The organism is Micromonospora sp. NPDC002575, assembly GCF_042889525.1.
Lineage (GTDB): Bacteria > Actinomycetota > Actinomycetes > Mycobacteriales > Micromonosporaceae > Micromonospora > Micromonospora carbonacea.
Window position 1 is genome coordinate 361,041 of sequence record NZ_JBIARA010000001.1, and the last position, 19,992, is coordinate 381,032.

The 19,992-nt window shown below is 74.3% G+C and carries 15 protein-coding genes; 4 read left to right on the top strand and 11 right to left on the bottom strand.

The features are described from left to right. Nucleotides 1-2: 2 nt before the first annotated feature. Entirely contained in the window at nt 3-1,208 is a 1,206-nt protein-coding gene (locus tag ACFYWL_RS01685; protein ID WP_386965864.1) for a substrate-binding domain-containing protein, read from the bottom strand. Between the two features lie 626 nt (nt 1,209-1,834). Next, nucleotides 1,835-2,959 carry a glycerophosphodiester phosphodiesterase gene (locus ACFYWL_RS01690; protein WP_386965867.1) on the bottom strand — a complete coding sequence of 375 codons (1,125 nt, stop codon included), beginning with the start codon at nt 2,957-2,959 and terminating at the stop codon, nt 1,835-1,837. A 106-nt stretch (nt 2,960-3,065) separates the two neighbouring features. Between ACFYWL_RS01690 and ACFYWL_RS01695 the strand changes: the two genes are divergently transcribed. Next, complete coding sequence (locus tag ACFYWL_RS01695; RefSeq protein ID WP_386965870.1) at nt 3,066-4,400, top strand: TrkH family potassium uptake protein; 1,335 nt, start codon at nt 3,066-3,068, stop codon at nt 4,398-4,400. Further along, nucleotides 4,390-5,058, top strand: coding sequence for a potassium channel family protein (locus ACFYWL_RS01700; protein WP_386965873.1), 669 nt, complete (start codon nt 4,390-4,392; stop codon nt 5,056-5,058). The genes ACFYWL_RS01695 and ACFYWL_RS01700 overlap by 11 nt, the downstream gene beginning before the upstream one ends. 1 nt (nt 5,059) lies before the next feature. Here ACFYWL_RS01700 and ACFYWL_RS01705 read toward each other — a convergent pair whose 3' ends face one another. From ACFYWL_RS01705 to ACFYWL_RS01735, 7 genes are all read right to left on the bottom strand, one after another. Further along, nucleotides 5,060-6,739, bottom strand: coding sequence for a protein kinase (locus ACFYWL_RS01705; protein ID WP_386965875.1), 1,680 nt, complete (start codon nt 6,737-6,739; stop codon nt 5,060-5,062). 70 nt (nt 6,740-6,809) lie between these two features. Beyond that, on the bottom strand, nt 6,810-8,384 hold the full coding sequence (locus ACFYWL_RS01710) for a fused MFS/spermidine synthase (protein WP_386965877.1): 1,575 nt from the start codon (nt 8,382-8,384) through the stop codon (nt 6,810-6,812). A gap of 36 nt (nt 8,385-8,420) precedes the next feature. Further along, nucleotides 8,421-9,434: a coiled-coil domain-containing protein gene (locus ACFYWL_RS01715; RefSeq protein ID WP_386965880.1), complete on the bottom strand. Its 1,014-nt coding sequence runs from the start codon at nt 9,432-9,434 to the stop codon at nt 8,421-8,423. Nucleotides 9,435-9,580: 146 nt separating this feature from the next. Beyond that, the gene (locus tag ACFYWL_RS01720; protein WP_386965882.1) at nt 9,581-10,399 is read right to left on the bottom strand and encodes an inositol monophosphatase family protein; all 819 of its coding nucleotides are present in this window, start codon (nt 10,397-10,399) and stop codon (nt 9,581-9,583) included. Continuing rightward, nucleotides 10,392-10,844: a response regulator gene (locus tag ACFYWL_RS01725; RefSeq protein ID WP_386965885.1), complete on the bottom strand. Its 453-nt coding sequence runs from the start codon at nt 10,842-10,844 to the stop codon at nt 10,392-10,394. The genes ACFYWL_RS01720 and ACFYWL_RS01725 overlap by 8 nt, the downstream gene beginning before the upstream one ends. Further along, on the bottom strand, nt 10,841-12,661 hold the full coding sequence (locus ACFYWL_RS01730) for an ATP-binding protein (protein WP_386965888.1): 1,821 nt from the start codon (nt 12,659-12,661) through the stop codon (nt 10,841-10,843). Before ACFYWL_RS01730 ends, ACFYWL_RS01725 begins: the two co-directional genes overlap by 4 nt. After that, nucleotides 12,658-13,866, bottom strand: coding sequence for a PP2C family protein-serine/threonine phosphatase (locus ACFYWL_RS01735; RefSeq protein ID WP_386965891.1), 1,209 nt, complete (start codon nt 13,864-13,866; stop codon nt 12,658-12,660). The genes ACFYWL_RS01730 and ACFYWL_RS01735 overlap by 4 nt, the downstream gene beginning before the upstream one ends. A gap of 319 nt (nt 13,867-14,185) precedes the next feature. Between ACFYWL_RS01735 and ACFYWL_RS01740 the strand changes: the two genes are divergently transcribed. Beyond that, nucleotides 14,186-16,567 carry a M28 family peptidase gene (locus ACFYWL_RS01740; protein ID WP_386965894.1) on the top strand — a complete coding sequence of 794 codons (2,382 nt, stop codon included), beginning with the start codon at nt 14,186-14,188 and terminating at the stop codon, nt 16,565-16,567. Nucleotides 16,568-17,125: 558 nt separating this feature from the next. On the opposite strand, the gene ACFYWL_RS01745 is transcribed toward ACFYWL_RS01740, so the two are convergent. Next, a complete protein-coding gene (locus ACFYWL_RS01745) occupies nt 17,126-17,380 on the bottom strand; it encodes a Smr/MutS family protein (RefSeq protein WP_013736060.1) in 255 nt (84 codons plus the stop codon). Between the two features lie 408 nt (nt 17,381-17,788). Then, entirely contained in the window at nt 17,789-18,157 is a 369-nt protein-coding gene (locus ACFYWL_RS01750) for a tetratricopeptide repeat protein (RefSeq protein WP_386965899.1), read from the bottom strand. Nucleotides 18,158-18,344: 187 nt separating this feature from the next. Here ACFYWL_RS01750 and ACFYWL_RS01755 point away from each other — a divergent pair, with 187 nt between their 5' ends. Beyond that, a complete protein-coding gene (locus tag ACFYWL_RS01755; RefSeq protein ID WP_386965902.1) occupies nt 18,345-19,982 on the top strand; it encodes an ABC-F family ATP-binding cassette domain-containing protein in 1,638 nt (545 codons plus the stop codon). Nucleotides 19,983-19,992: the final 10 nt, after the last annotated feature.

Genomic DNA, 19,992 nt, shown 5'->3' on the forward strand with positions numbered 1-19,992 from the left:
GGTCAGCCCTTCATCTGGCCGACCGGCGGCGCGGTCTCGTCGCCGGTCAGGCTCTTCTGCGCGGTCGCCGTGTACGCGCTGCCGCTGCCGGCCAGCTTCGCCTGGAACATGGGCTGGAGCAGGGCGTGGTCCTCGGCGCGGATCGTCATCGGACCCTTGACGCCCTCGAAGCTCCAGCCCTCCAGGCCGGCGATCATCTTGTCCACGTCGTCGCCGCCCTGCTCGACCGCGCGTACGACCATCTGCGCGGCGGCGAAGCCGTCGGGGTGGAACAGGTCGAGGGTGCCGCCGGGGACGTTCGCCTTGGCGGCCTTCGCGGCCTCGGTGTCGGCGGCCCCGTCGAACCAGTGCGACAGGAAGGAGATCTTGGCACCGGCCGCGCCGAACGTGGGCCAGGACGCGCGGATGTCCAGCCCGGTCACGACGGTGGTGGCGGAGAGCACGCCCTGCTGGTCGAGGGTCTGCCACATGGCGGGGGCGGTGGTGCCCGCCCAGGCGACGAAGAGCAGGTCGGGCTTGGCGGACTTGATCTGGCTGGCGAACGGGGTGAACTCGGTGGCGCTGGCCGGCGCGCGGACGCTGCTGACGGTGGCCCCGGCGCCGCCGATGACGGCCTTGACGGCGGCCTCGTTGGCGTCGCCGAACGCGCCGTCCTGGGCGAACACGACGACCTTCCTGCCGGTCGGGTCGCCGATGAACGACCTCGCGGTCACCACGTCCTGGTAGGACTGCCGCCCCGAGCGGAACGTGTACCGGTTCGCCCCGGTCACGGCGTCGGTGGCGGCCGGGCCGGAGATGAACAGGACCTTGTTCTGGGCGGCGATCGGGGCCACCTGGAGGGCCACGCCCGACGAGGTCGAGCCGGCGATGATCTTCGTGCCCTTGCCGATCAGGTCCTTGGCCGCCGACACCGCCTTCGCCGGGTCGCCCGCGTCGTCGGCCTCGGTGACCTCGATCGCCCGGTCGCCGACCTTGCCGGTGCCCTTGGTGGCAAAGTCGAGCCCGGCCCGGAACCCCTCGATGTACTGCTTGCCGTAGCTGGCCAGCGCTCCCGACTGGGAGTAGACCAGGCCGACCTTCACCGGGGCGGCGCCGTCGCCGCCGCCGGAGGCGGTGTCCTGCGGGCTGCCACAGGCCGTCGCGGCGAGCGCCGCGGCCATCATCGTGGCGGCGGAGAGGAACACCCGCCGCGTCGTCCGGACCGTCATTGCGACTCCACGTGAGGACTCGGAGGAAGTTAACGTCATGTGTCGGACCACGCTAGAAGTGACGTCACCCACGAGCCATGTGGCGGAAACACACAAGTAACGGTGAATGGGTGGCCCGCCCGGACAGTGGGCCCGCTGAGGTGGGGCCGCCCCGCACGCGCGCCGGGCCGCGTATCCACCGGCGGCCCCGCCCGTGTGTCGCCGCCCGCCACTGCCGGCGGCCGTCGCCGCCCGCCATAGCTGCCCGCCGCTGGCGGCCGACTGCCGGCCATGATCGACTTCATGTCGGCGACATGGGCGTGTCCTGCCTCGCCGATACCCCCACCTGCCCGACATGACGGGCTGCGCCTGGGCTTGGGCCCCGTTCTGCCGCCTTGGGAGCTGATGTCGTAGATGACTCGGCACCGAGCCAGGGCTGCTCGACCCGGGTCGGACCGCGCACTGCCTGACTAACCTGCGCTCGGAACGTGGCGGTGCGGGACCGATCCATCCACGACATCAGCTCCCGAGCCGGCGCAACAGGTGCCCGAGCTGCCACGGCGGCGCGTCAAGGCAGGCGCGGCCCGTCCGGACCAGCGCGGCCCGCCCCCGGCGGAGGGGGGCGGGCCGCGTTCGGGCGAGGTCGGTCAGTGGCGGGGCAGGCCGGCGCGGGCGGCGACGGCGGTGTCCGGCTGGTCGGCGAAGACGCCGTCCAGGCCGAGGCCGTAGAACAGCTCGTACTCGGCGGTGATGTCGCCGCGGGCGTTCGGGTCTGCGCCGATGCGGAAGTCGGCCGGCAGGAACTGGTTCTCGGCCCGGAACGTCCAGGCGTGCACCACCAGCTTGAGCCGGTGGGCGTCACGGACCAGGGCGGTGGGGGCGAGCAGCCTGCCGGCGGCGTCCCGGGGGACGATCAGGTTCTTGTTCGCGCCGACGCCGTCGGCGTACCCGGCGATCCACTTCAGGCCGTCGGCGGTGGCCAGGTCCGCGTAGGTGCGGGGGTCGCCGGCGAGGGTGAAGTCGTAGGGGCGGCCGGACGCGTCGAGGAGCTGGGCCAGCTTCACGTCGGTCAGCTTGGCAAGCTTGCGCAGGTTGGCCGTCTCGAACGACTGGATGATCACCGGGTCGCCGCGGTGGGTGAGCTTGTTCGCCTTGAGCACGGCGACGAGGCGCTCCTCCAGGGGCAGCCCGATCGAGGCGAAGTAGCTCGGGTGCTTGGTCTCGGGGTAGACGCCGATCGTGCGGCCCCGGGCCCTGCTCTCGGCGCGGGCCAGGTCGATGACCTCCTGGAGGGTGGGCACCGGGAACCTGCCGTCGAACGCGGTGTTGGCGACCCGCACCTGGGGCAGCCGCTCCTTGGCCCGCAGCGTCCTCAGCTCGGCGAGGGTGAAGTCCTCGGTGAACCAGCCGGTCACCGGCACCCCGTCGATGGTCTTCGTGGTCTTGCGGGCGGCGAACTCGGGGTGGTCCGCCACGTCGGTCGTACCGGAGATCTCGTTCTCGTGCCGGGCGACGAGCTGGCCGTCCTTCGTCGGGACCAGGTCCGGCTCGATGTAGTCGGCGCCCATCCGGATCGCCAGCCGGTACGCCTCCAGGGTGTGCTCGGGCCGGTAGCCGCTCGCGCCCCGGTGGCCGACGACCAGCGGCCGGTCGGTGGCCGCGGACCGGTCCGAGGCGGCCTCCGGCTTCGCGGAGGCACTCATGGCGGGCGCCACCACGGCCGCCGCGAGCAGCGTGCCGGCCAGGCCGAGGGCGGAAAGGGTACGTCGCAACGCCGTCTCCTGTCGTCGAGGGGATCGCGCCCAGCAGACCGGGGTCGGTTGACGGACAGATGGCCGTTTCGGCACCGGCGGCCGGCGGGGAACGGAAGATTGTCTGGTGCGCCGGTTTCTCCGTCACCCCGTGCGGCTGGTGCCGTTCGGGTTCCTGGCGGCGATCCTGCTCGGCACCGCCGCGCTGATGCTGCCGGCCGCGACCAGCACGCACCGGTTCACCCCGTTCGGCACGGCGTTCTTCACGGCCACCTCGGCGGTCTCCGTCACCGGCCTGTCCGTGGTCGACACCCCGACGTACTGGAACGGGTTCGGGCTGGTGATGATCACCGTGCTGACCCAGGTCGGCGGGTTCGGCATCCTCAGCGGCGCGACCCTGGTGGTGCTCGTGGTCGCCCGGCAGCTCGGGCTGCGCAACCGGCTGCTGGTGCAGGCCGAGACCGCCGAGTTCGGCATCGGCGACGTACGCGGGCTGCTGCTGCGCATCGCGGGGACCATGGCCGGCTGCGAGGTGGCCATGACCGCCGTGCTCTCCGGCCGGTTCTGGCTCGGCTACGACTACCCGCCGGGCCGGGCCCTCTGGTACGGCTTCTTCCACGCCGTGCAGGGGTTCAACAACGGCGGCTTCGCGCTCTTCTCCAACAGCCTGGTCGGGTTCGCCCGCGACCCGTGGATCTGCCTGCCGATCGCGTTCGGCACGATCGTCGGCGGGCTGGGCTTCCCCGCGCTGTTCGAGGCGTCCCGCCGGTGGCGGACGCCGGGCCGCTGGGCGATCGCCACCAAGCTCACCGTGTGGGGCAGCGCGGTGCTGCTGGTCGTCGGCTTCGTCGGCCTGCTCGCCGCCGAGTGGCTCGACCCGCGCACCGTCGGCGGATACGACGTCGCCGGCAAGGTGCTGGCCACCTTCACCCAGAGCGCGGTGATCCGCACCGGCGGGTTCGCCATCCTCGACCCGGCGGGGCTGGACGAGGAGAGCGTCCCGCTGCTGGTCGCGCTGATGTTCATCGGCGGCGGCAGCGCCAGCACGGCGGGCGGGATCAAGGTCGCCACGTTCTTCCTGCTCGGCTTCGCCATCTGGGCGGAGCTGCGCGGCGAGCCGGACGTCACCGTGGGCCGGCGGCGGGTCTCCACCGCGAGCCTGCGGCAGGCCCTGACCATCGCCCTGCTCAGCGTCGCGCTGGTGGTCGGCGGCACGGTCGTCCTGCTGCTGCTCACCGAGGGGATGGCCTACCACCGGGCGCTGTTCGAGGTGACCTCGGCGTTCAGCACCACCGGGCTCTCCTCGGGCGTCGCGTCGACCGCCGCCGAGCCGAGCCAGTTCCTGCTGGCCGTGCTCATGTACGTCGGTCGGGTCGGGCCGCTCACCCTCGGGTCGGCGATCGCGTTGAACACCCGACGACGGCTGTACCGCTACCCGGAGGAGCAACCCATTGTCGGCTAGGAACTCAGACGACGGTGGCGTCGCGGTGATCGGGCTGGGGCGGTTCGGCTGCCACCTGGCCGCCTCGCTGACCCAGCTCGGCCACGAGGTGCTGGCCATCGACCGCAACGGCGAGCGGGTGCAGCGCTGGTCGCCGTACCTGGACCGGGTGGTGCAGGCCGACGCGACCGAGGAGGGGGCGCTGCGGCAGCTCGGCGTGACGGACTTCCCGCGCGTGGTCGTGGCGATCGGCGCGTCGGTCGAGGCGAGCGTGCTGACCGTCCTCGGGCTGGCCGAGCTGGGCGTGCCAGAGATCTGGGCGCGGGCCACGTCGGAGAAGCACGCGAAGATCCTCGGCTCGGTCGGCGCCCAGCACGTGATCTTCCCGGAGGCGGAGACCGGGGAGCGGGTGGCGCACCTGATCGTCAGCAAGATGCTCGACTTCATCGAGTTCGGCGACGACTTCGCGATCGCCAAGGTGCGGGTGCCGGGCGCGCTGGTCGGACGGCCGCTGCGCGAGCTGGTCCCGGCGGACCGCTACGGGGTGATGGTGGTCGGGGCGAAGCTGCCCGGCGAGCCGTTCCGGTACGCCGACCCGGGCACCGTCCTCGCCCCGGGCAGTGTGCTGATCGTGGAGGGCAGCATCGCCCAGGTGCAGCGCTTCGCCGAGCTGACCTGAGCTACTTCCCCTTCCCCTTCCCCTTGCCCTTGGGACCCTTGTCGGGCTTGTCAGGCTTGTCGGGCTTGCTGGGCTTGTCCGGCTGGGCCTTCTCACCGCCGCCCGAACCGCTGCCGCCCGCCGAGCCGGCCTTCGCGACCGTGGCCTTCTTCGTGGTGGGCTTCGCCGGGGTCTTCGTCGGCTTGGCGGTGGGCTTGGCGGTCGGCACCGTCCCGGCGACGCCGGAGACGCGCACCCGGCACTCGGCGTCGCCGAGGCGGAACTCCAGCGGCAGCGGGTTCGCGCCGGTGTACCGGCCGGTCAGGGCCACCTTCCGGGCCGCGCCGGGCGCCAGCGCGGGCTGGCCCGCGGCGGGGCGCACCTCGACCGTGCGCCCCTGCTGGCGTACGGCCGGGTCGGTCTTCGTCACGGTCTGCTGGCCGGGGAACGCGAAGCTCATTGTCCAGTCGCGCAGCTCCCGCTCCGAGGTGTTGGTGAGGGTCAGCTCGGCGGTGAAGTCCTTCCCGGAGTCCTTGCGCAGCGCGTAGTCGACGGCGCAGGGCGGCGGCCCGGTCAGCCCCATCCGGGCCTCGATGGGCCGGTCGATGCCGCCGCTGGCCGGGCTGCGGGACGTCAGGCCCCACATCGTCGCGGTCACCGCCACCAGGCCGGCCGCCGCCACCCCCGCCTCGAGCCGACGCCGCCGCGCCACCGCCCGCCGGGTGCGGGTGCGGCCGGGGAAGGGCAGCGCGCCGGTCTCCGTCGACCAGGGCAGGATCGTGGTGCCGGCGTTGGCGAGCACGTCCGGGTCGAGCCGGGCCGGGTCACCCGCGCCCGGCGCGGACGGCACGGGCACGGTGGCGTGCATCCCGGCCGCCTCGGCGAGGGTGCGGGCCACCTCGGCGGTGGCCGGGCGGTCCTCGGGGCGCTTGGCCAGGCAGCGGTGCACCAGGGCGGTCACCTCGGCGGGCAGCCCCGGCACGTCCGGCATCGGCTCCGGCTCGGCGTACATGTGGGCGCGCAGCATCTGGGTGGTGGTGCTCGCCTGCCAGGGCAGCCGGCCGGTGAGCATCCGGTAGAGCAGCAGGCCGAGGGCGTACACATCGGTGGCCGGGGAGACCTGGCCGTTGTTCAGCCGCTCCGGGGCCAGGTAGGCGGGGGTGCCGAGCAGCGTGCCCTCCGCGCCCTTCTCGCTCTCCCCGGCCAGCGCCGAGATGCCGAAGTCGACGACCTTCACGCCGGTGGAGGTGAGCATGACGTTGCCCGGGGTCACATCCCGGTGCACCACGCCCCGGGCGTGCGCGGTGGCCAGCGCCGAGGTGACCTCCGCGCCGATGGTCACGGCCTCCCGCCAGGGCAGCGTCCCGCCGCGGCCGAGCCGGGCGCTGAGCGGCCCGCCGTCGACCAGCTCCATGACGACGTACGGGACGGTCAGCCCGGCCTGCTCGGACTCGCCGTAGTCGTACACGTTGGTGATGTTGGGGTGGCAGAGCCGGGCGGCGGCCTGGGCCTCGGCGCGGAGCCGGTGCCGGAACGCCCGGTCGCTGGCCAGCCGGGAGGCGAGCACCTTCACCGCGACCTGCCGGCCCAGCACCTCGTCGTAGCCGCGCCACACGACGGACATGCCGCCCGCGCCGAGCTGCTCGACGAGCCGGTAGCGCTCGCCGAGCAGCTGCGCGCCGTTGAGGACCGCTCCACCCATGGTCGGAGGTTTTGCCCGACGCGCGCCGTCCTAACCCCGGGCGGTCAGAATCGGTCAGCGTTTCACCCGTTCAGGCGGTCGCGAGCAGTTGGTCCACGGGGGCGTAGTCGTCGGTGAGCACCAGCGCGTCCCCGACGAAGGACGCCAGCACGTCGCCGGAGAGCACGATCGCCGCCTCGGGCAGGGCGTTGATCCGCTGCGCGAGCGGGGCCAACGGCAGCGGCGCGTCGGAGGCGACGATGAGGAAGTTCGCGCCGGTCCGGCCGGCGACCGCGTCGGGCGGGGCGACGAGGGCGACGTGCCGGAACGCGGCGGCGACGGTGGCCACCTCGCTGCGGACGAACCGGCCGGGCGGGTAGTCGATGACGTTCTGCACGTAGATGCCGCCGGGGCGCAGCACCCGGTTGATCCCGGCGGCCATCTCCCGGGTGGCGAGGTGCCACGGCACCACGAGGTGCCCGAACGCGTCGCCGACCACCAGGTCCCGGCTGTCGGCGGGCTCCGCGTCGAGCAGCACCCGCGCGTCGCCGACCTCGGCACGCAGGTCGGGGCCGGTGCGCACGCCCAGCTCCCGGCGGTCCAGCTCGACGAGGCCGCCGTCGATCTCGAAGACCGCGTTGTGGGTGCCGGGCCGGGTGGCGGTCAGGTAGCGCGGCACGGTGAACCCGCCGCCGCCCAGGTGCAGGGCGTCCAGCCGCTGCCCGGCGGGGGCGGCCACGTCGGCCGCCGCGCCGATCCACTGCGTGTACGCGTACTCCAGGTGGGTGGGGTCGGCCAGGTCGACGTACGAGTGCTGGGCGGAGTTGAGCAGCAGCGTCCGCCCGGACGGCCGGCCGGGGTCGGTCTCCACCGACGCGCAGTGGTACGCCGTCTCCACGTCGCACGGGTTCGGGGCGATGGTGGTCAGCCCCGCCCCGGCCAGCCCGAGCACCGCGAGGACGGCCTTGGCCCGGCCCGGACCGGGCAGCCCCGCCCCCGCCCCGGCCAGCCCCGCGCGCCCCTGCCGGTGCAGGTACGCGCCGAGCCCCAGCCCGGTGCCGCCGAGCAGCACGGCGAGGGCGAGCAGGATGACGCTGCTGGGCAGCGCGGCGACGAGCACGAAACCGGTCAGCAGGGTGGCCGTGATGCCGCCCAGCGTGCCGATGCCGGAGAGCCGGCCGACGACCTGCCCGGTGCGGCGCAGGTCGGCGAGCTGGAGCTTCACCACGAGCGGGGTGACCGCCGCGAGCAGCGCCGCCGGCACGAACACGGCGAGCGCGGTGAGCAGCAGCACGGCGCTGGCCGCCCCGCCGCGCAGCACCTCGCCCGCGTACCGCACGACGGGGAGGGTGACGGCGGTGGCGATTCCGGCCAGCACCAGCGCCGGGGCGATCAGGGCGCGCGGGTCCCGCCGGTCGGCCAGCCAGCCGCCGGTCCACGCCCCGTACGCGATCGCGCCGAGCGCGATGCCGATGACGGAGCTGGTCACTTCGAGGGTGACCCCGACGTACGGGCCGACGAGGCGCAGCGCGACGGTCTCCAGCACGAGCACCGCCCCGCTGGAGAAGAAGACCAGGAACGCGGCGAGGCCGCCTGGCAGGGCGCGGGCGTCAGGCGGCGCGGGCCGCGCCTGCGCCACGGCGGCGGGCGACGATGAGCTGCTCACCGTCGCGATGGTACGCAGCGAAGCTGGGTCCCCGGGTCAGTACATCGAGAGATGAACATGGTTCGTGTGGTCGGCGGCGGGGCTGCCGCTGCCGCTGTACGCCCGCCATCCGGTGTTCGGCATCCAGATCTGCCGGTACCAGATCACGTAGAGCACCCCGAGCCGGCTGGCGTTGTTCTTGAAGTAGTTGGCCAGGCTGTCGCCGTACGCCTTGTCGCCGCCGGTGGCCGTCTCGTCCTTGAAGCCGTTGGTGGCGGCGGAGAAGTCGCAGGCGCGTCCCTTGGGGTGCTCGCCGCTGCCGCCGCTGCGGTAGCAGGAGACGTGCCGCTTGTAGCCGGCGGCCTTGGCCTGCTGGAGGGCGTGCAGGGTGCGCGGGGTGATGCAGCCGGAGGTGGTCGGGTCGTTGACCGAGCAGGACTCGGACGGCCAGCTGCCGTCGGAGTTGCGCGGGGCCGGCCTGGCCGAGGCGGAGCCGCCGCTGAACCCGGCGCCGCTGCCGGAGCTGACCGCCGCGAGCGCGGTCTCGGCCTCCCGCTTCTTCTTGGCCAGCGCCGCGAGCTGCTTCTGCTGCTCCCGCACCTCGGCGTCGATGGCGATCTTGGCGCGGTTCGCCTCGTCCCGGGTGTCGATCAGCTCGCGCAGCCGGCGGCTGTCCCGCTGGGCCATCACGTCCAGCTCGACGGCCCGGTTCAGGAACGCCTCCGGGGACACCGACTGGATGAGCAGCGCCGGCGCGGTCACCCGCCCCAGCCGGTACGACTGCGCGGCCACCTCGCCGACCTGCGCGGTCAGCCCCACCAGCCGGGTCTCGACGGTCTTGAGCTGGGCGGTGAGCAGCTGCTGGCGGCGCTTGGAGTTGTCGAGCTTCGCCTTGGCCTCGATGTGCCCCTTGGCGGCGGACTCCAGCGCCTCGCGGAGCTTCTTCGTGCCGCCCTCGTTGGGTTCGGCGGCGGCGGGCACCGCGCCCACGCCGAGCAGCAGCGCCACGGCGACGAGCAGCACGGTCAGCGGCCTCCGGCCGCGACGCCGGATGAGGCTGGTCCTGGGCACGGCGGCGTCCCTTCCCTCGACCACCGGCTCCCGGTGGCGCGCGGCGGCCCCCAACCGACGCCGGGCGGCGGCCCGCTGGCGGAGACCGCCGGTCAGGATACCGGACCGGGCGGCGGCGGACGCCCCGCCGGATGCCCCCGCCAACGTCAGTCGAGGATCAACGCCTCGCGGGCCTCGGCCCACACCCGCTCGTTCGCGGCGACCAGCAGCCCCGGCGCGTCCTCGGCCGGGTGGTAGTCGCTGCCGTCGAACCGGCGGGCCACCCCGCCGGCCTCGCGGACCAGCAGCACGCCGGGGGCGTGGTCCCACGGCAGGGTGCGCCAGAAGAGCACGAACTGTTGGTCGCCGACGAGCAGGTCGAGGTATTCCCGGCCGGCGCAGTGCTGGCCGGGCAGCAGCGCGCCGATGCGCTCCCCGCCGGCCTCGGCGCGCCGCCGCAGCTTCGGCGGCAGGAACTGGGTCATCGCCGTGCCGCGCAGCTCGCCCGGCGGCGGCACCGCGTCGCCGACGCGCACCGGCGCGCCGTTCACCGTCGTCCCGTGGCCCGCGCGGGCGACGGCCAGCGTCCCGCCCAGCGGGTCCAGCACCCACGCGCCGGCCTGCTCCCCGCCGGTCAGCAGCGCCACCATCAGCGCGAACGGGCGCTTCCCGGCGGCGAAGTTGGCGGTGCCGTCGACGGGGTCGACCAGCCAGACGTCCCCGCCGTCGCGCAGGTGGCCGAGCAGGGCCGGATCGTCGGCGACCGCCTCCTCGCCGACCACCACGGAACCGGGGCGCAGCCGGCGCAGCCCGGCGCTGATCAGCTCCTCGGCCCGCTGGTCGGCGACGGTGACCAGGTCGCCGGGGGCCTTCTCCGTCACGTCGGCGTCGTCGAGCTGCTGGAACAGGGGCAGGACGACGTCCGCCGCCGCGCGGTGCAGCAGCTCGGCGACGTCGTCGGCGAGGGTGTCGGTGAGGTCAGCCACGCGGCGGCAACTTCACCACGCTGACGAAGAACTCGTCGATCTGCCGGACCACCGCGATGAACCGCTCGAAGTCGACCGGCTTCGTGACGTACGCGTTCGCGTGGAGCTGGTAGCTGCGCAGGATGTCCTCGTCGGCCTGGGAGGTGGTCAGCACCACCACCGGGATGCGGCAGAGCTGCTCGTCCTGCTTGATCTCCTCCAGCACCTCCCGGCCGTCCCGGCGGGGCAGGTTCAGGTCGAGCAGGATCAGGTCCGGCGTCACCGCGTCCGCGTACTTGCCCTCCCGGCGCAGGTAGGCCAGCGCCTCCGCGCCGTCGGAGACGACGGTCAGCCGGTTGCGGAGCTTGTGCTCCTCGAACGCCTCCTGGGTCATCAACACGTCACCCGGGTCGTCCTCGACCAGCAGGACCTCGATCGGGCTCCTGCCGTCTGCGGGCGCGGTCATCCCACCGCCTCCTTCGTGCCGTCGCTGTCCGGGGCCCCGCCGGTCCCCACCGCCCGCGCGCCGCCCTGGCGGGGCAGCTCCACCCGCACCCCGCCGTCGCCGGCCGGCGTCGCCGGGTCGGCCGGCGCGCCGTCCTCCGCCGGGCCGGTCCCGGCCGCCGCGTCGTTCGCCGTCGACCCACCGGTCGCCGGATCGTCGTCCGCCGTCGCCCCGTCGCCCGTCGCCCCGTCGGCGGGCGGCTGCTCGGCGGCCCGCGCGGCGGCCTCGACGTCCTCGGGCAGCGCCGGGAGGGTGAACCGGATCGCGGTGCCCTCGGCGGTGCCGGTGTCCACCCAGACCCGGCCGCCGTGGTATTCGACGATCTTCTTGACGATCGCCAGCCCGATGCCGGTGCCCGGGTACGCGTCCTTCGAGTGCAGCCGCTGGAAGATCACGAAGATCTTGTCCGCGAACTCCGGCTCGATGCCGATGCCGTTGTCCTGGCAGCTGATCTCCCACTCGTCGCCCACCAGCCGCGCCGAGACGTGCACCCGCGGCGGCACGTCCGGGCGGCGGAACTTGATCGAGTTGCTGACCAGGTTGGCCAGCAGGTTCGTCAGCAGCGGCTCCTCGCCGCGGATCGTCGGCAGCGCGTCCCAGGTCAGCTCGCCGTCGGCGTACTGTCGGGCGGCCTCGGTCTGCCCCGCCACGTCGCCCATGACCTCGTTGAGGTCGACCTCGGTGAAGCCGGTGGTGAGCCGCCCGATCCGGGAGAACGCCAACAGGTCGTTGATGAGCCGCTGCATCCGCTGCGCGCCGTCCACGGCGAACGCGATGTACTGGTCGGCGCGCTCGTCGAGCTGCCCCGCGTACCGGCGCTGCAGGAGCTGGCAGAAGCTGGCCACCTTGCGCAGCGGCTCCTGCAGGTCGTGCGAGGCGACGTACGCGAACTGCTCCAGGTCCCGGTTGGACCGCACCAGCTCCTCGGCCTGCTTCTGGAGCTGGCTGTTGACCCACTCGATGCGTTCCCGGGCCTCCCGCACCTCGGCCAGGTCCTTGGCGATCTTCTGGCGCATCGCGTCCACGTCGTCGGCGAGCCGCAGGAACTCCGGCGGCCCGGCCCCGGTGATGCGGTGCTGGAAGTCGCCCTTGGCCACCTCGCGGACCTGCTCGGCCAGGCCCGTCAGCGGCCGGACCACCATCCGCTCCAGCGAGATCAGCAGCACGGCGCCGGCCACCGCCACCACCATCGCCGCCCCGACCAGCAGCAGCACCAGCATGCTGCTGGTGCGGTAGATGTTGTCGGCGCCCTTCTCGCGCTCGACGAGGATGCCCTCCTGGAGCTGGGCGACCGAGGTGCGGATGACGTCAAAGCGCTGCCGGGACTCCTCCGTGATCAGCGCCCGACCGGCGGTGGTGCCCTGCTCCTCGGTGGTCCGGATCACCGGCTCGGCGACCGTGCTGCGCCACCGGCCGGCCTCCGCCTCGACCGTGTCGAGCTGACGGCCCAGCGCCGGATAGACGCCGATCAGGTCGCGCATGCTCCGGTAGATCTGCTGCTCGCGCTCGCCGCCCTGGACATACGGTTCGAGGTCCCGGCGGTCGCCGGTCAGCGCGTACCCCCGGATCGCGGTCTCCTGGTCGACCAGCACGCTGAGCAGCTCCTGCGACTGGGCGCGCAGCGGGCCGGTGCGGTCGAGCACCGCGTGGGTGTAGTCGCGGTTCTTCGCGGCCACGGCGATCTCCACCGCCACCGACGCGCCCAGCAGCACGCCCACGACGGCGAGCAGCACGACGACCCGGCGGCGCAGGGTCCAGCCGGCGGTGCGTGCGGTCACCGGCCACCGCCCCGGGTCACCAGGAGCATGGCGACGTCGTCGGCGAGCGGGCCGCCGTTGATCTGCTCGGCCCGCCCGACCAGCCACGCCGGCAGCTCGGCCAGCGGCACGGCGAGATTGTCCCGGTCGCCCAGCAGCTCGGTCAGGCCCGGGACGTCGAGCCGCTCGTCGCCGTCGCCGACGCGCCCCTCGATCAGGCCGTCGGTGTACATCAACAGGGACCAGTCATCGGTGTCGAACTCCAGGTCGAAGGCCACGGGGCGGCGGGGGCGGACGCCCAGCAGCAGGCCGCCCGGCGCCGGCACCGGCGCGACCTTACCCCCCGACAGCAGCAGCGGCGGCGGATGCCCCGCGAGACGGACCGTGGCGGCGTTGCCGGCCAGGTCGAGCCGGGCGGTGGCCACGGTGGCGAAGATCTCCTGGAGCCGGCGCTCGCTCATCAGCACCTGCTCCAGGGCCGGCAGCACCTCGTCGTCGGGCACCCCGGCCAGCACGAGCGCCCGCCACGCCACCCGCAGCTCCACCCCCAGCGCCGCCTCGTCCACGCCGTGCCCGCAGACGTCGCCGACGATCAGGTCCACCCGGTCCGGGCGGGTCTGCACCACGTCGTAGAAGTCGCCGCCGATCAGCGCCGCGTGCCGGCCCGGCCGGTAGAACGTGTGCACCGCCACCTCGTCGGTCGACATCAGCGGCTGGGGCAGCAGGCCGCGCTCCAGCCGGGCCGACTCGGCCTGGCGCAGCTCCACCTCGCGCAGCCGCCGCGCGTTCTCGTCGGCCCGCTTGCGCTCCACCGCGTAGCGCAGCGCCCGGGCCAGCAGCACCCCGTCGACCTGGCCCTTGACCAGGTAGTCCTGCGCGCCCTCGGCGACCGCGACGATGCCCAGGTGCTCGTCGGAGCGCCCGGTCAGCACGCACACCGCGGCGCCGCTGGACATCTCCAGCACCTGGCGCAGCCCGTCCAGCCCCTGCGCGTCGGGCAGGCCGAGGTCGAGCAGCACGCAGTCGACGCCCATCACCCGCTGCCGGGCCTCGCTCAGGCTGGTGGCGACGAGCAGGTCGATCGACGAGTTGGTCTCGGCGAGCAACTCGCCGACCAGGAAGGCGTCGCCCTCGTCGTCCTCGACCAGCAGCACCCGCAGCCGCTCGCCGGGCGGCAGCACCGGGTGACGCCCCAGGCCGTGGCCGGCCGGGAACGCCCGCGGCACGACGGGGGAACCGGCAGGGCCGGCCCCCCGGGGCGGCCGCGTCACCGCACCGGGACGCGGGAGATCGCTGGTGATGTCGGGCTCCTTCCGAGTGCCCTGCTGATCCTGTATTAGACAACGCTCCCACACAACACGACGGGTCCGGCACGGCCGGGATGCCGCCGATCACCACCAGGTGCGGACAAAGGGAGCAAGTGCCCCGCGAGGGCCCGGCCTGCCACCGCCGGAGTCCCGCCGCGGGCCCCGGCGGTGCAGGATGGTGGCCACCCCTGGCCCACCACCCCGAGGCCCGGCCCGGCCCCACCACCGAGGAGTCCCCGTGGGCGCACCGCCCCCCACCCGCGCCGCCGACCGGGCGCTGGCCCGGCCCCGCCGCCGCCCGCTCGCCGCCCTCGCCGCGCTCGCCGCCCTGCTCGCCGTCGGCGGCACCGTCGCGTACGACCTGGACACCCCCGCCCCGCGCCCCGCCGACGCCCCCGCCGACGAGTTCAGCGCCGCCCGGGCGTACCGGAACGTGGAGACGATCGCGGCCCGGCCGCACCCGGCCGGCAGCCCGGCCAACGACCAGGTCCGCGCCCACCTGGAGGGCGTGCTGCGCGGCCTCGGCCTGCAGACCTCGGTGCAGGACACCGTCGCCCGGGAGGCCGGGCAGCTCAGCGGTGCCGCCGCCGGGACAACCCTGGCCCGGGTCCGCAACGTCGTCGCCCGGCTGCCCGGCACCGACCCGACCGGCAAGGTGTTCCTGGTCGCCCACTACGACTCGGTGCAGTCCGGCCCCGGCGGCAACGACGACGCCGCCGGCACCTCCACCATCCTGGAGGTGGCCCGCGCGCTGGCCGCCGGCCCCCGGCCCCGCAACGACGTCGTGTTCGTGCTCACCGACGCCGAGGAGGCGTGCCTCTGCGGGGCGTCCGCGTTCGCCGCCGACCACCCGCTCGCCGCCGACGGCGGGGTCGTGCTCAACCTGGAGGCGCGCGGCTCGACCGGCCCGGTGATCATGTTCGAGACGTCCCGGGACAACGCGAAGCTCGTCGACGTGTTCGGCCAGGCCGCCCCGCACCCCGTCGGCACCTCCTTCGCCGTGGAGATCTACCGGGCGCTGCCCAACGACACCGACTTCACCGCGTTCCTCGACCGGGCCGGCTTCGTCGGGCTCAACTCCGCGTACATCGACGGCGGGGCGGTCTACCACACGCCGCTGGACACCCCCGCCGCGATGGACCGGGCCAGCCTCCAGCAGCACGGCGACAACGCGCTCGGCCTGGCCCGCGAGTTCGGCCGCGCCGACCTCAAGGCCCTCGACGCCGGGCACGACGCCACCTACTTCCCCGTCCCCGGCGGGCTGGCCCGCTACCCCGGCTGGCTGGTCCTCCCGCTGGCCGTGGCCGCCCTGCTGGCCGTGGCCGCGCTCGGCTGGCTCGCCCGGCGGCGGGGTCGGACCACGTACGGGCGGCTCGCCGCCGGCTTCGCGCTGGGGCTGGCGCCGATCGTCGTCGCACCGCTGGGCGCGCAGTTGCTCTGGGCGGGCGTCGCCGCCGTCCGGCCCGGCTACGCCGAGCTGCTCGACCCGTACCGGCCCACCTGGTACCGGCTCGCCGTGGTGGCGCTCGCCGCCGCGACCCTGTTCACCTGGTACGCGCTGACCCGCCGCCGGGTCGGCCCCGCCGCCCTCGCGATCGGCGGGCTGGGCTGGCTGGCCGTGCTCGGCGTCGTGCTCGCGGTGCTGGCGCCCGGCGGGGCGTACCTGACGACCCTGCCCGCCCTGGCCGGCGCGGCGGCCGGGCTGACCGCGCTCGCCGTGCGGATCGACGGCCCGTGGCCCGTGCTCGCGGCGACCGGGGCCGGCGCGGTGGCCGTGGTGATCCTGCTGCCGACCGTGGTCCTGTTGTTCCCGGCGCTCGGCATGGCGATGGGCGGCGTCGCCGCGCTGTTCGCGGTGCTGCTCGGGCTGGCCGCGCTGCCCGTGGTGGACCTGCTGCACCCCGAGGCCGGCGGCCAGCGCGGCCTGGTCGCCGCCCGCGCCCGCCGGGCCGGCGCGCTCCCGGCCGTCGCCGCCGGGCTCGCGGCGGTGGTGTTCGCCGGGGTCGGGCTCGCCGTCGACCGGTTCGACGCCGCCCACCCCGTGCCCACCCACCTGATGTACGCCCTCGACGCCGGCACCGGGCAGGCCCGCTGGCTCAGCCACGAGACCGACCCCCAGCCCTGGACGGCTCAGTTCGTCGACGGGGTGGGGCCGGTCGCCGACTTCCCCGGGCTCGGCGACACGGAACTACGGGCCGGGCCGGCGCAGGCGGCGAACCTGCCCGCGCCGAAGCTGGAGGTCCTCGCCGACACCAGGTCTGCGGGACAGCGGACCGTGCGGGTGCGGGTCACGCCGCAGCGGCCCGTACGCCTGCTCACCCTGCACGTCGACGGCGCGACCGAGGTCGAGTCGGCGGTGGTGGCCGGCCGGGCGGTCCCCGGCGGACGCGCCACCGGCACCCCCTGGGGCTTCGGCATCGTGTTCCACGCCCCGCCGCCGGAGGGGATCGAGGTCACCCTCGTGCTGGCCGGCGGTGTCGGGCCGGCGGCGCTGCGCGCGATGGACGCCAGCGACGGGCTGGACGGCGTCCCCGGGTTCCGGCCCCGTCCCGCGGACGTCGGGGTGGTCGGCTCGCACAGCTCGGAGATGCTGGCGGTGGCCCGCACGTACCCGCTGTAGGGGGTGGGGTTCGCCGGGGCCCGCCCGGCACCGGCGGCGCCCCGGAACTGGGGAGATCTTGGAGCGGAACGGCCCCTTCAGGGGCCGAAATCCTCCAAGATCTTCATATCTCCACGCCGGCCGCGAGGGATCCTGGCGTTGTTCGCGGAGCTGTGCGGGCCGGCAGCGCGCGCGGGACCGGTGGCGGACATCGGCTGCGAGCCGGGCGGATCACCGCCCACCTGCACAGCCTCGGCGTCGACGCCTTCGGGATCGACCTCGCGCCCGCCATGATCGACCGCGCCCGGCGCGCCCATCCCGGCCTGCGGTTCGAGGTCGGCTCCATGCCCGACCTGAGCCCCGCCGGCGGTTCTCGGGCAGTTCCAGCGGGTGCGGCGGCCACCCGAACGGGTCAGCGCCTGGCTCCGCGACGCCGGCTTTGCCGTCGAGGCTCAGGTGCTGCACCAGCCGGACGAGAGCACGCAGGGCGCGTTCCTCTTCGCTGCCGCGCCTCTCAGCCTTTGGCAGCGGACTTCGTCCGGTAGGGCCGCCCAGGCAGGGCAGCGCGCCACTCCGTGATCACTTCCAGCGGAAGTGGACGAAGAGGCGGCCGAAGTTCTTCGAGTCCTTTTCTACCCGGTGGTAGAGCTGCTTGACGTCCTTCTGGTCGAGGAAGCGCAGGACCCGCTTCTTGAGCTGGCCAGAGCCCTTGCCGGGGATGATCTCCACGAGGGTGGCCTTCTTCGCCACCGCCTCGTCCATGATCCCGCGCAGGGCGCGGTCGATGTCGTGGCCCTTGTTGAAGATGTCGTGCAGGTCCAGCTTGAGCTTCATTCCGCCTCCACCACCTGCGCGACTCCCATGGCAGCCCATGGTAGGCCCGCAGCACGGCGGGACACCACGCGAGCGATCCAGCCCGGCGGCACCACCGCCAGCGCGCGTCCTTTGCTCTGCACCCACGTACGCAACGGCAACCCAGCGTGAGCGACCACCAGGTCTGCCACCCCACGCAGGCTTGCGTATTCCCAGCTCAGCGGGGGTGTGCGTCGGTGGGTGCAGAGCAAAGGGGGGACGAGATGTCTGGCGGGTTCGGGGGCACAGTTACGAAGAGTCGCGCCGGAGGCGCGCCGGCCCTGGCGCGCCTCCGGCGCGGGGCGTGGCCACTGATCAGCGCGCGGGGATGCCCGGCCCGACGCGGTGCGTGCCGGGGAAGGGCGCATTGCCCCTCCCCCGGCGGCGCGGTCAGTGACCGCCGCTGACCCGGCTCTCCACCCGGCGCAGCGCGGTCGTGTAGTCGGTGTTCGTCGAGTACATCGCGGCGGCGATGCGCAGGTGCCGCAGCGCGTCCGCCGGGCGGTTCATCCGCTCCAGCGTCCGGCCCAGCACGTGGTGCGCGTAGTGGTCGCTCGGGTCCCGGTCGACCAGCTCGCGCAGCTGCTCCTCGGCGCGGTTGAGCTGCGCCGTCTGGAAGTAGGCGCGGGCCAGCAACTGCCGCACCGCGGAGTTGCCGGGCTCGGCCTCGACGATCGGCTCCAGCAGCCGCACCGCCCCGGACGCGTCACCCATCTCGAAGAACATGGTCGCCCGTCGGTAGTCCGCCAGAAGGTCCATCGACCCACCTCCTCGTCTCGCGCCGGCACCTGATCCGACGCTGGCACAACACCGGCCGGACCGCGAGTGTTCCGCCACAGGAAGTTGCAGCCGGACGAGGTGTTAGGAAGGGGCCCTTCCTATACAAAAGGCGTTAACAAGGTGCCCTTCCTTGCGCGCGTAGCGCGGTCGTTAGGCTCGGGTGCTGATGAGCGCGACGATGGTGGTCAAGGATCTCGCGGCCGGGCACGGGGAGCGGCTGCTCTTCTCCGGGCTGGACCTGGTGGTCGCCCCGGGCGACGTGATCGGCCTGGTCGGGGTGAACGGGGCGGGCAAGTCGACGCTGCTGCGTACCCTCGCGGGGCTGCTGCCCGTCGAGGCCGGCAGCGTCACCCTGAGCCCGCCCACCGCGACCGTCGGGCACCTGCCGCAGGAGCCGGAGCGCCGGCCCGGGGAGACGGTGCGGGACTTCCTGGCCCGCCGGACGGGGGTGACGGCGGCTCAGGCGGCCCTGGACGCGGCGACCGAGGCGCTGGCGGCCGGGGCGGCCGGGTCCGACGACGCGTACGCCGAGGCGCTGGAACGCTGGCTGGGCCTGGGCGGGGCGGACCTGGAGGAGCGGGCCGAGCAGGTGGCCGCCGAGCTGGGGCTCATGGTCGACCTCGACCACCCGATGACGGCCCTGTCCGGCGGCCAGGCGGCCCGCGCCGGGCTGGCCTCGCTGCTGCTCAGCCGCTACGACGTGTTCCTGCTCGACGAGCCCACCAACGACCTGGACCTGGCCGGGCTGGACCGGCTGGAACGCTTCGTCACCGGGCTGCGCGCCGGCACGGTGCTGGTCAGCCACGACCGCGAGTTCCTGGCCCGCACGGTGACCCGGGTGCTGGAGCTGGACCTGCACCAGCAGCAGGTGCGCCACTACGGCGGCGGCTACGCGGCGTACCTGGAGGAGCGGGAGGTGGCCCGCCGCCAGGCCCGCGCCGAATACGAGGAGTACGCCGACACCCGCGCCGGCCTGGAGGCGCGCGCCCGCACGCAGCGCGCCTGGATGGAGAAGGGCGTGCGCAACGCCCGCCGCAAGGCCACCGACGGGGACAAGAACGTCAAGCACCACCGTGGGGAGACCTCGGAGAAGCAGGCGGCGAAGGCCCGGCAGACGGAACGGCTGATCGAGCGGCTGGAGGTGGTCGAGGAGCCGCGCAAGGAGTGGGAGCTGCGGATGGAGATCGCCGCCGCGCCCCGCGCCGGCGCCGTCGTGGCCGCGCTGCGCGATGCCGTGGTACGCCGGGGAAGCTTCACCCTCGGCCCGGTGACCCTCCAGATCGACTGGGCCGACCGGGTGGCGATCACCGGGGCGAACGGGTCCGGCAAGACGACGCTGCTCGCCGCACTGCTGGGGCGGCTGCCGCTGGACGCCGGCCACGCCGCGCTGGGCCCGGGGGTGGTGGTCGGGGAGGTCGACCAGGCCCGGGGGCTGTTCCTCGGCGAGCAGCCGCTGCTGGACGCGTTCCGGCTGGCCGTACCGGAGCTGTCGCCGGCGGACGCGCGGACGCTGCTGGCCAAGTTCGGCCTGCGCGCCGATCACGTGCTGCGGACGGCGGCGTCGCTGTCGCCAGGCGAGCGGACCCGGGCGGCGCTGGCGCTGTTGCAGGGGCGCGGGGTGAACCTGCTGGTGCTCGACGAGCCGACGAACCACCTGGACCTGGCGGCCATCGAGCAGTTGGAGTCGGCGCTGGCCAGCTACCCGGGGACGCTGCTGCTGGTGACGCACGACCGGCGGATGCTGGACGCGGTGGCGGTCAACCGGCGGGTGCGGGTGGACGCCGGCCGGATCGCCGAGGACTGACGGCGGGCGG

Excerpts from the sequence above, each read along its gene's own strand:
- ACFYWL_RS01685 (WP_386965864.1), bottom strand. The coding sequence starts at position 1,208 with ATGACGGTCCGGACGACGCGGCGGGTGTTCCTCTCCGCCGCCACGATG.
- ACFYWL_RS01705 (WP_386965875.1), bottom strand. The coding sequence starts at position 6,739 with ATGGGTGGAGCGGTCCTCAACGGCGCGCAGCTGCTCGGCGAGCGCTAC.
- ACFYWL_RS01725 (WP_386965885.1), bottom strand. The coding sequence starts at position 10,844 with ATGACCGCGCCCGCAGACGGCAGGAGCCCGATCGAGGTCCTGCTGGTC.
- ACFYWL_RS01745 (WP_013736060.1), bottom strand. The coding sequence starts at position 17,380 with ATGAAGCTCAAGCTGGACCTGCACGACATCTTCAACAAGGGCCACGAC.
- ACFYWL_RS01750 (WP_386965899.1), bottom strand. The coding sequence starts at position 18,157 with ATGGACCTTCTGGCGGACTACCGACGGGCGACCATGTTCTTCGAGATG.
- ACFYWL_RS01755 (WP_386965902.1), top strand. The coding sequence starts at position 18,345 with ATGAGCGCGACGATGGTGGTCAAGGATCTCGCGGCCGGGCACGGGGAG.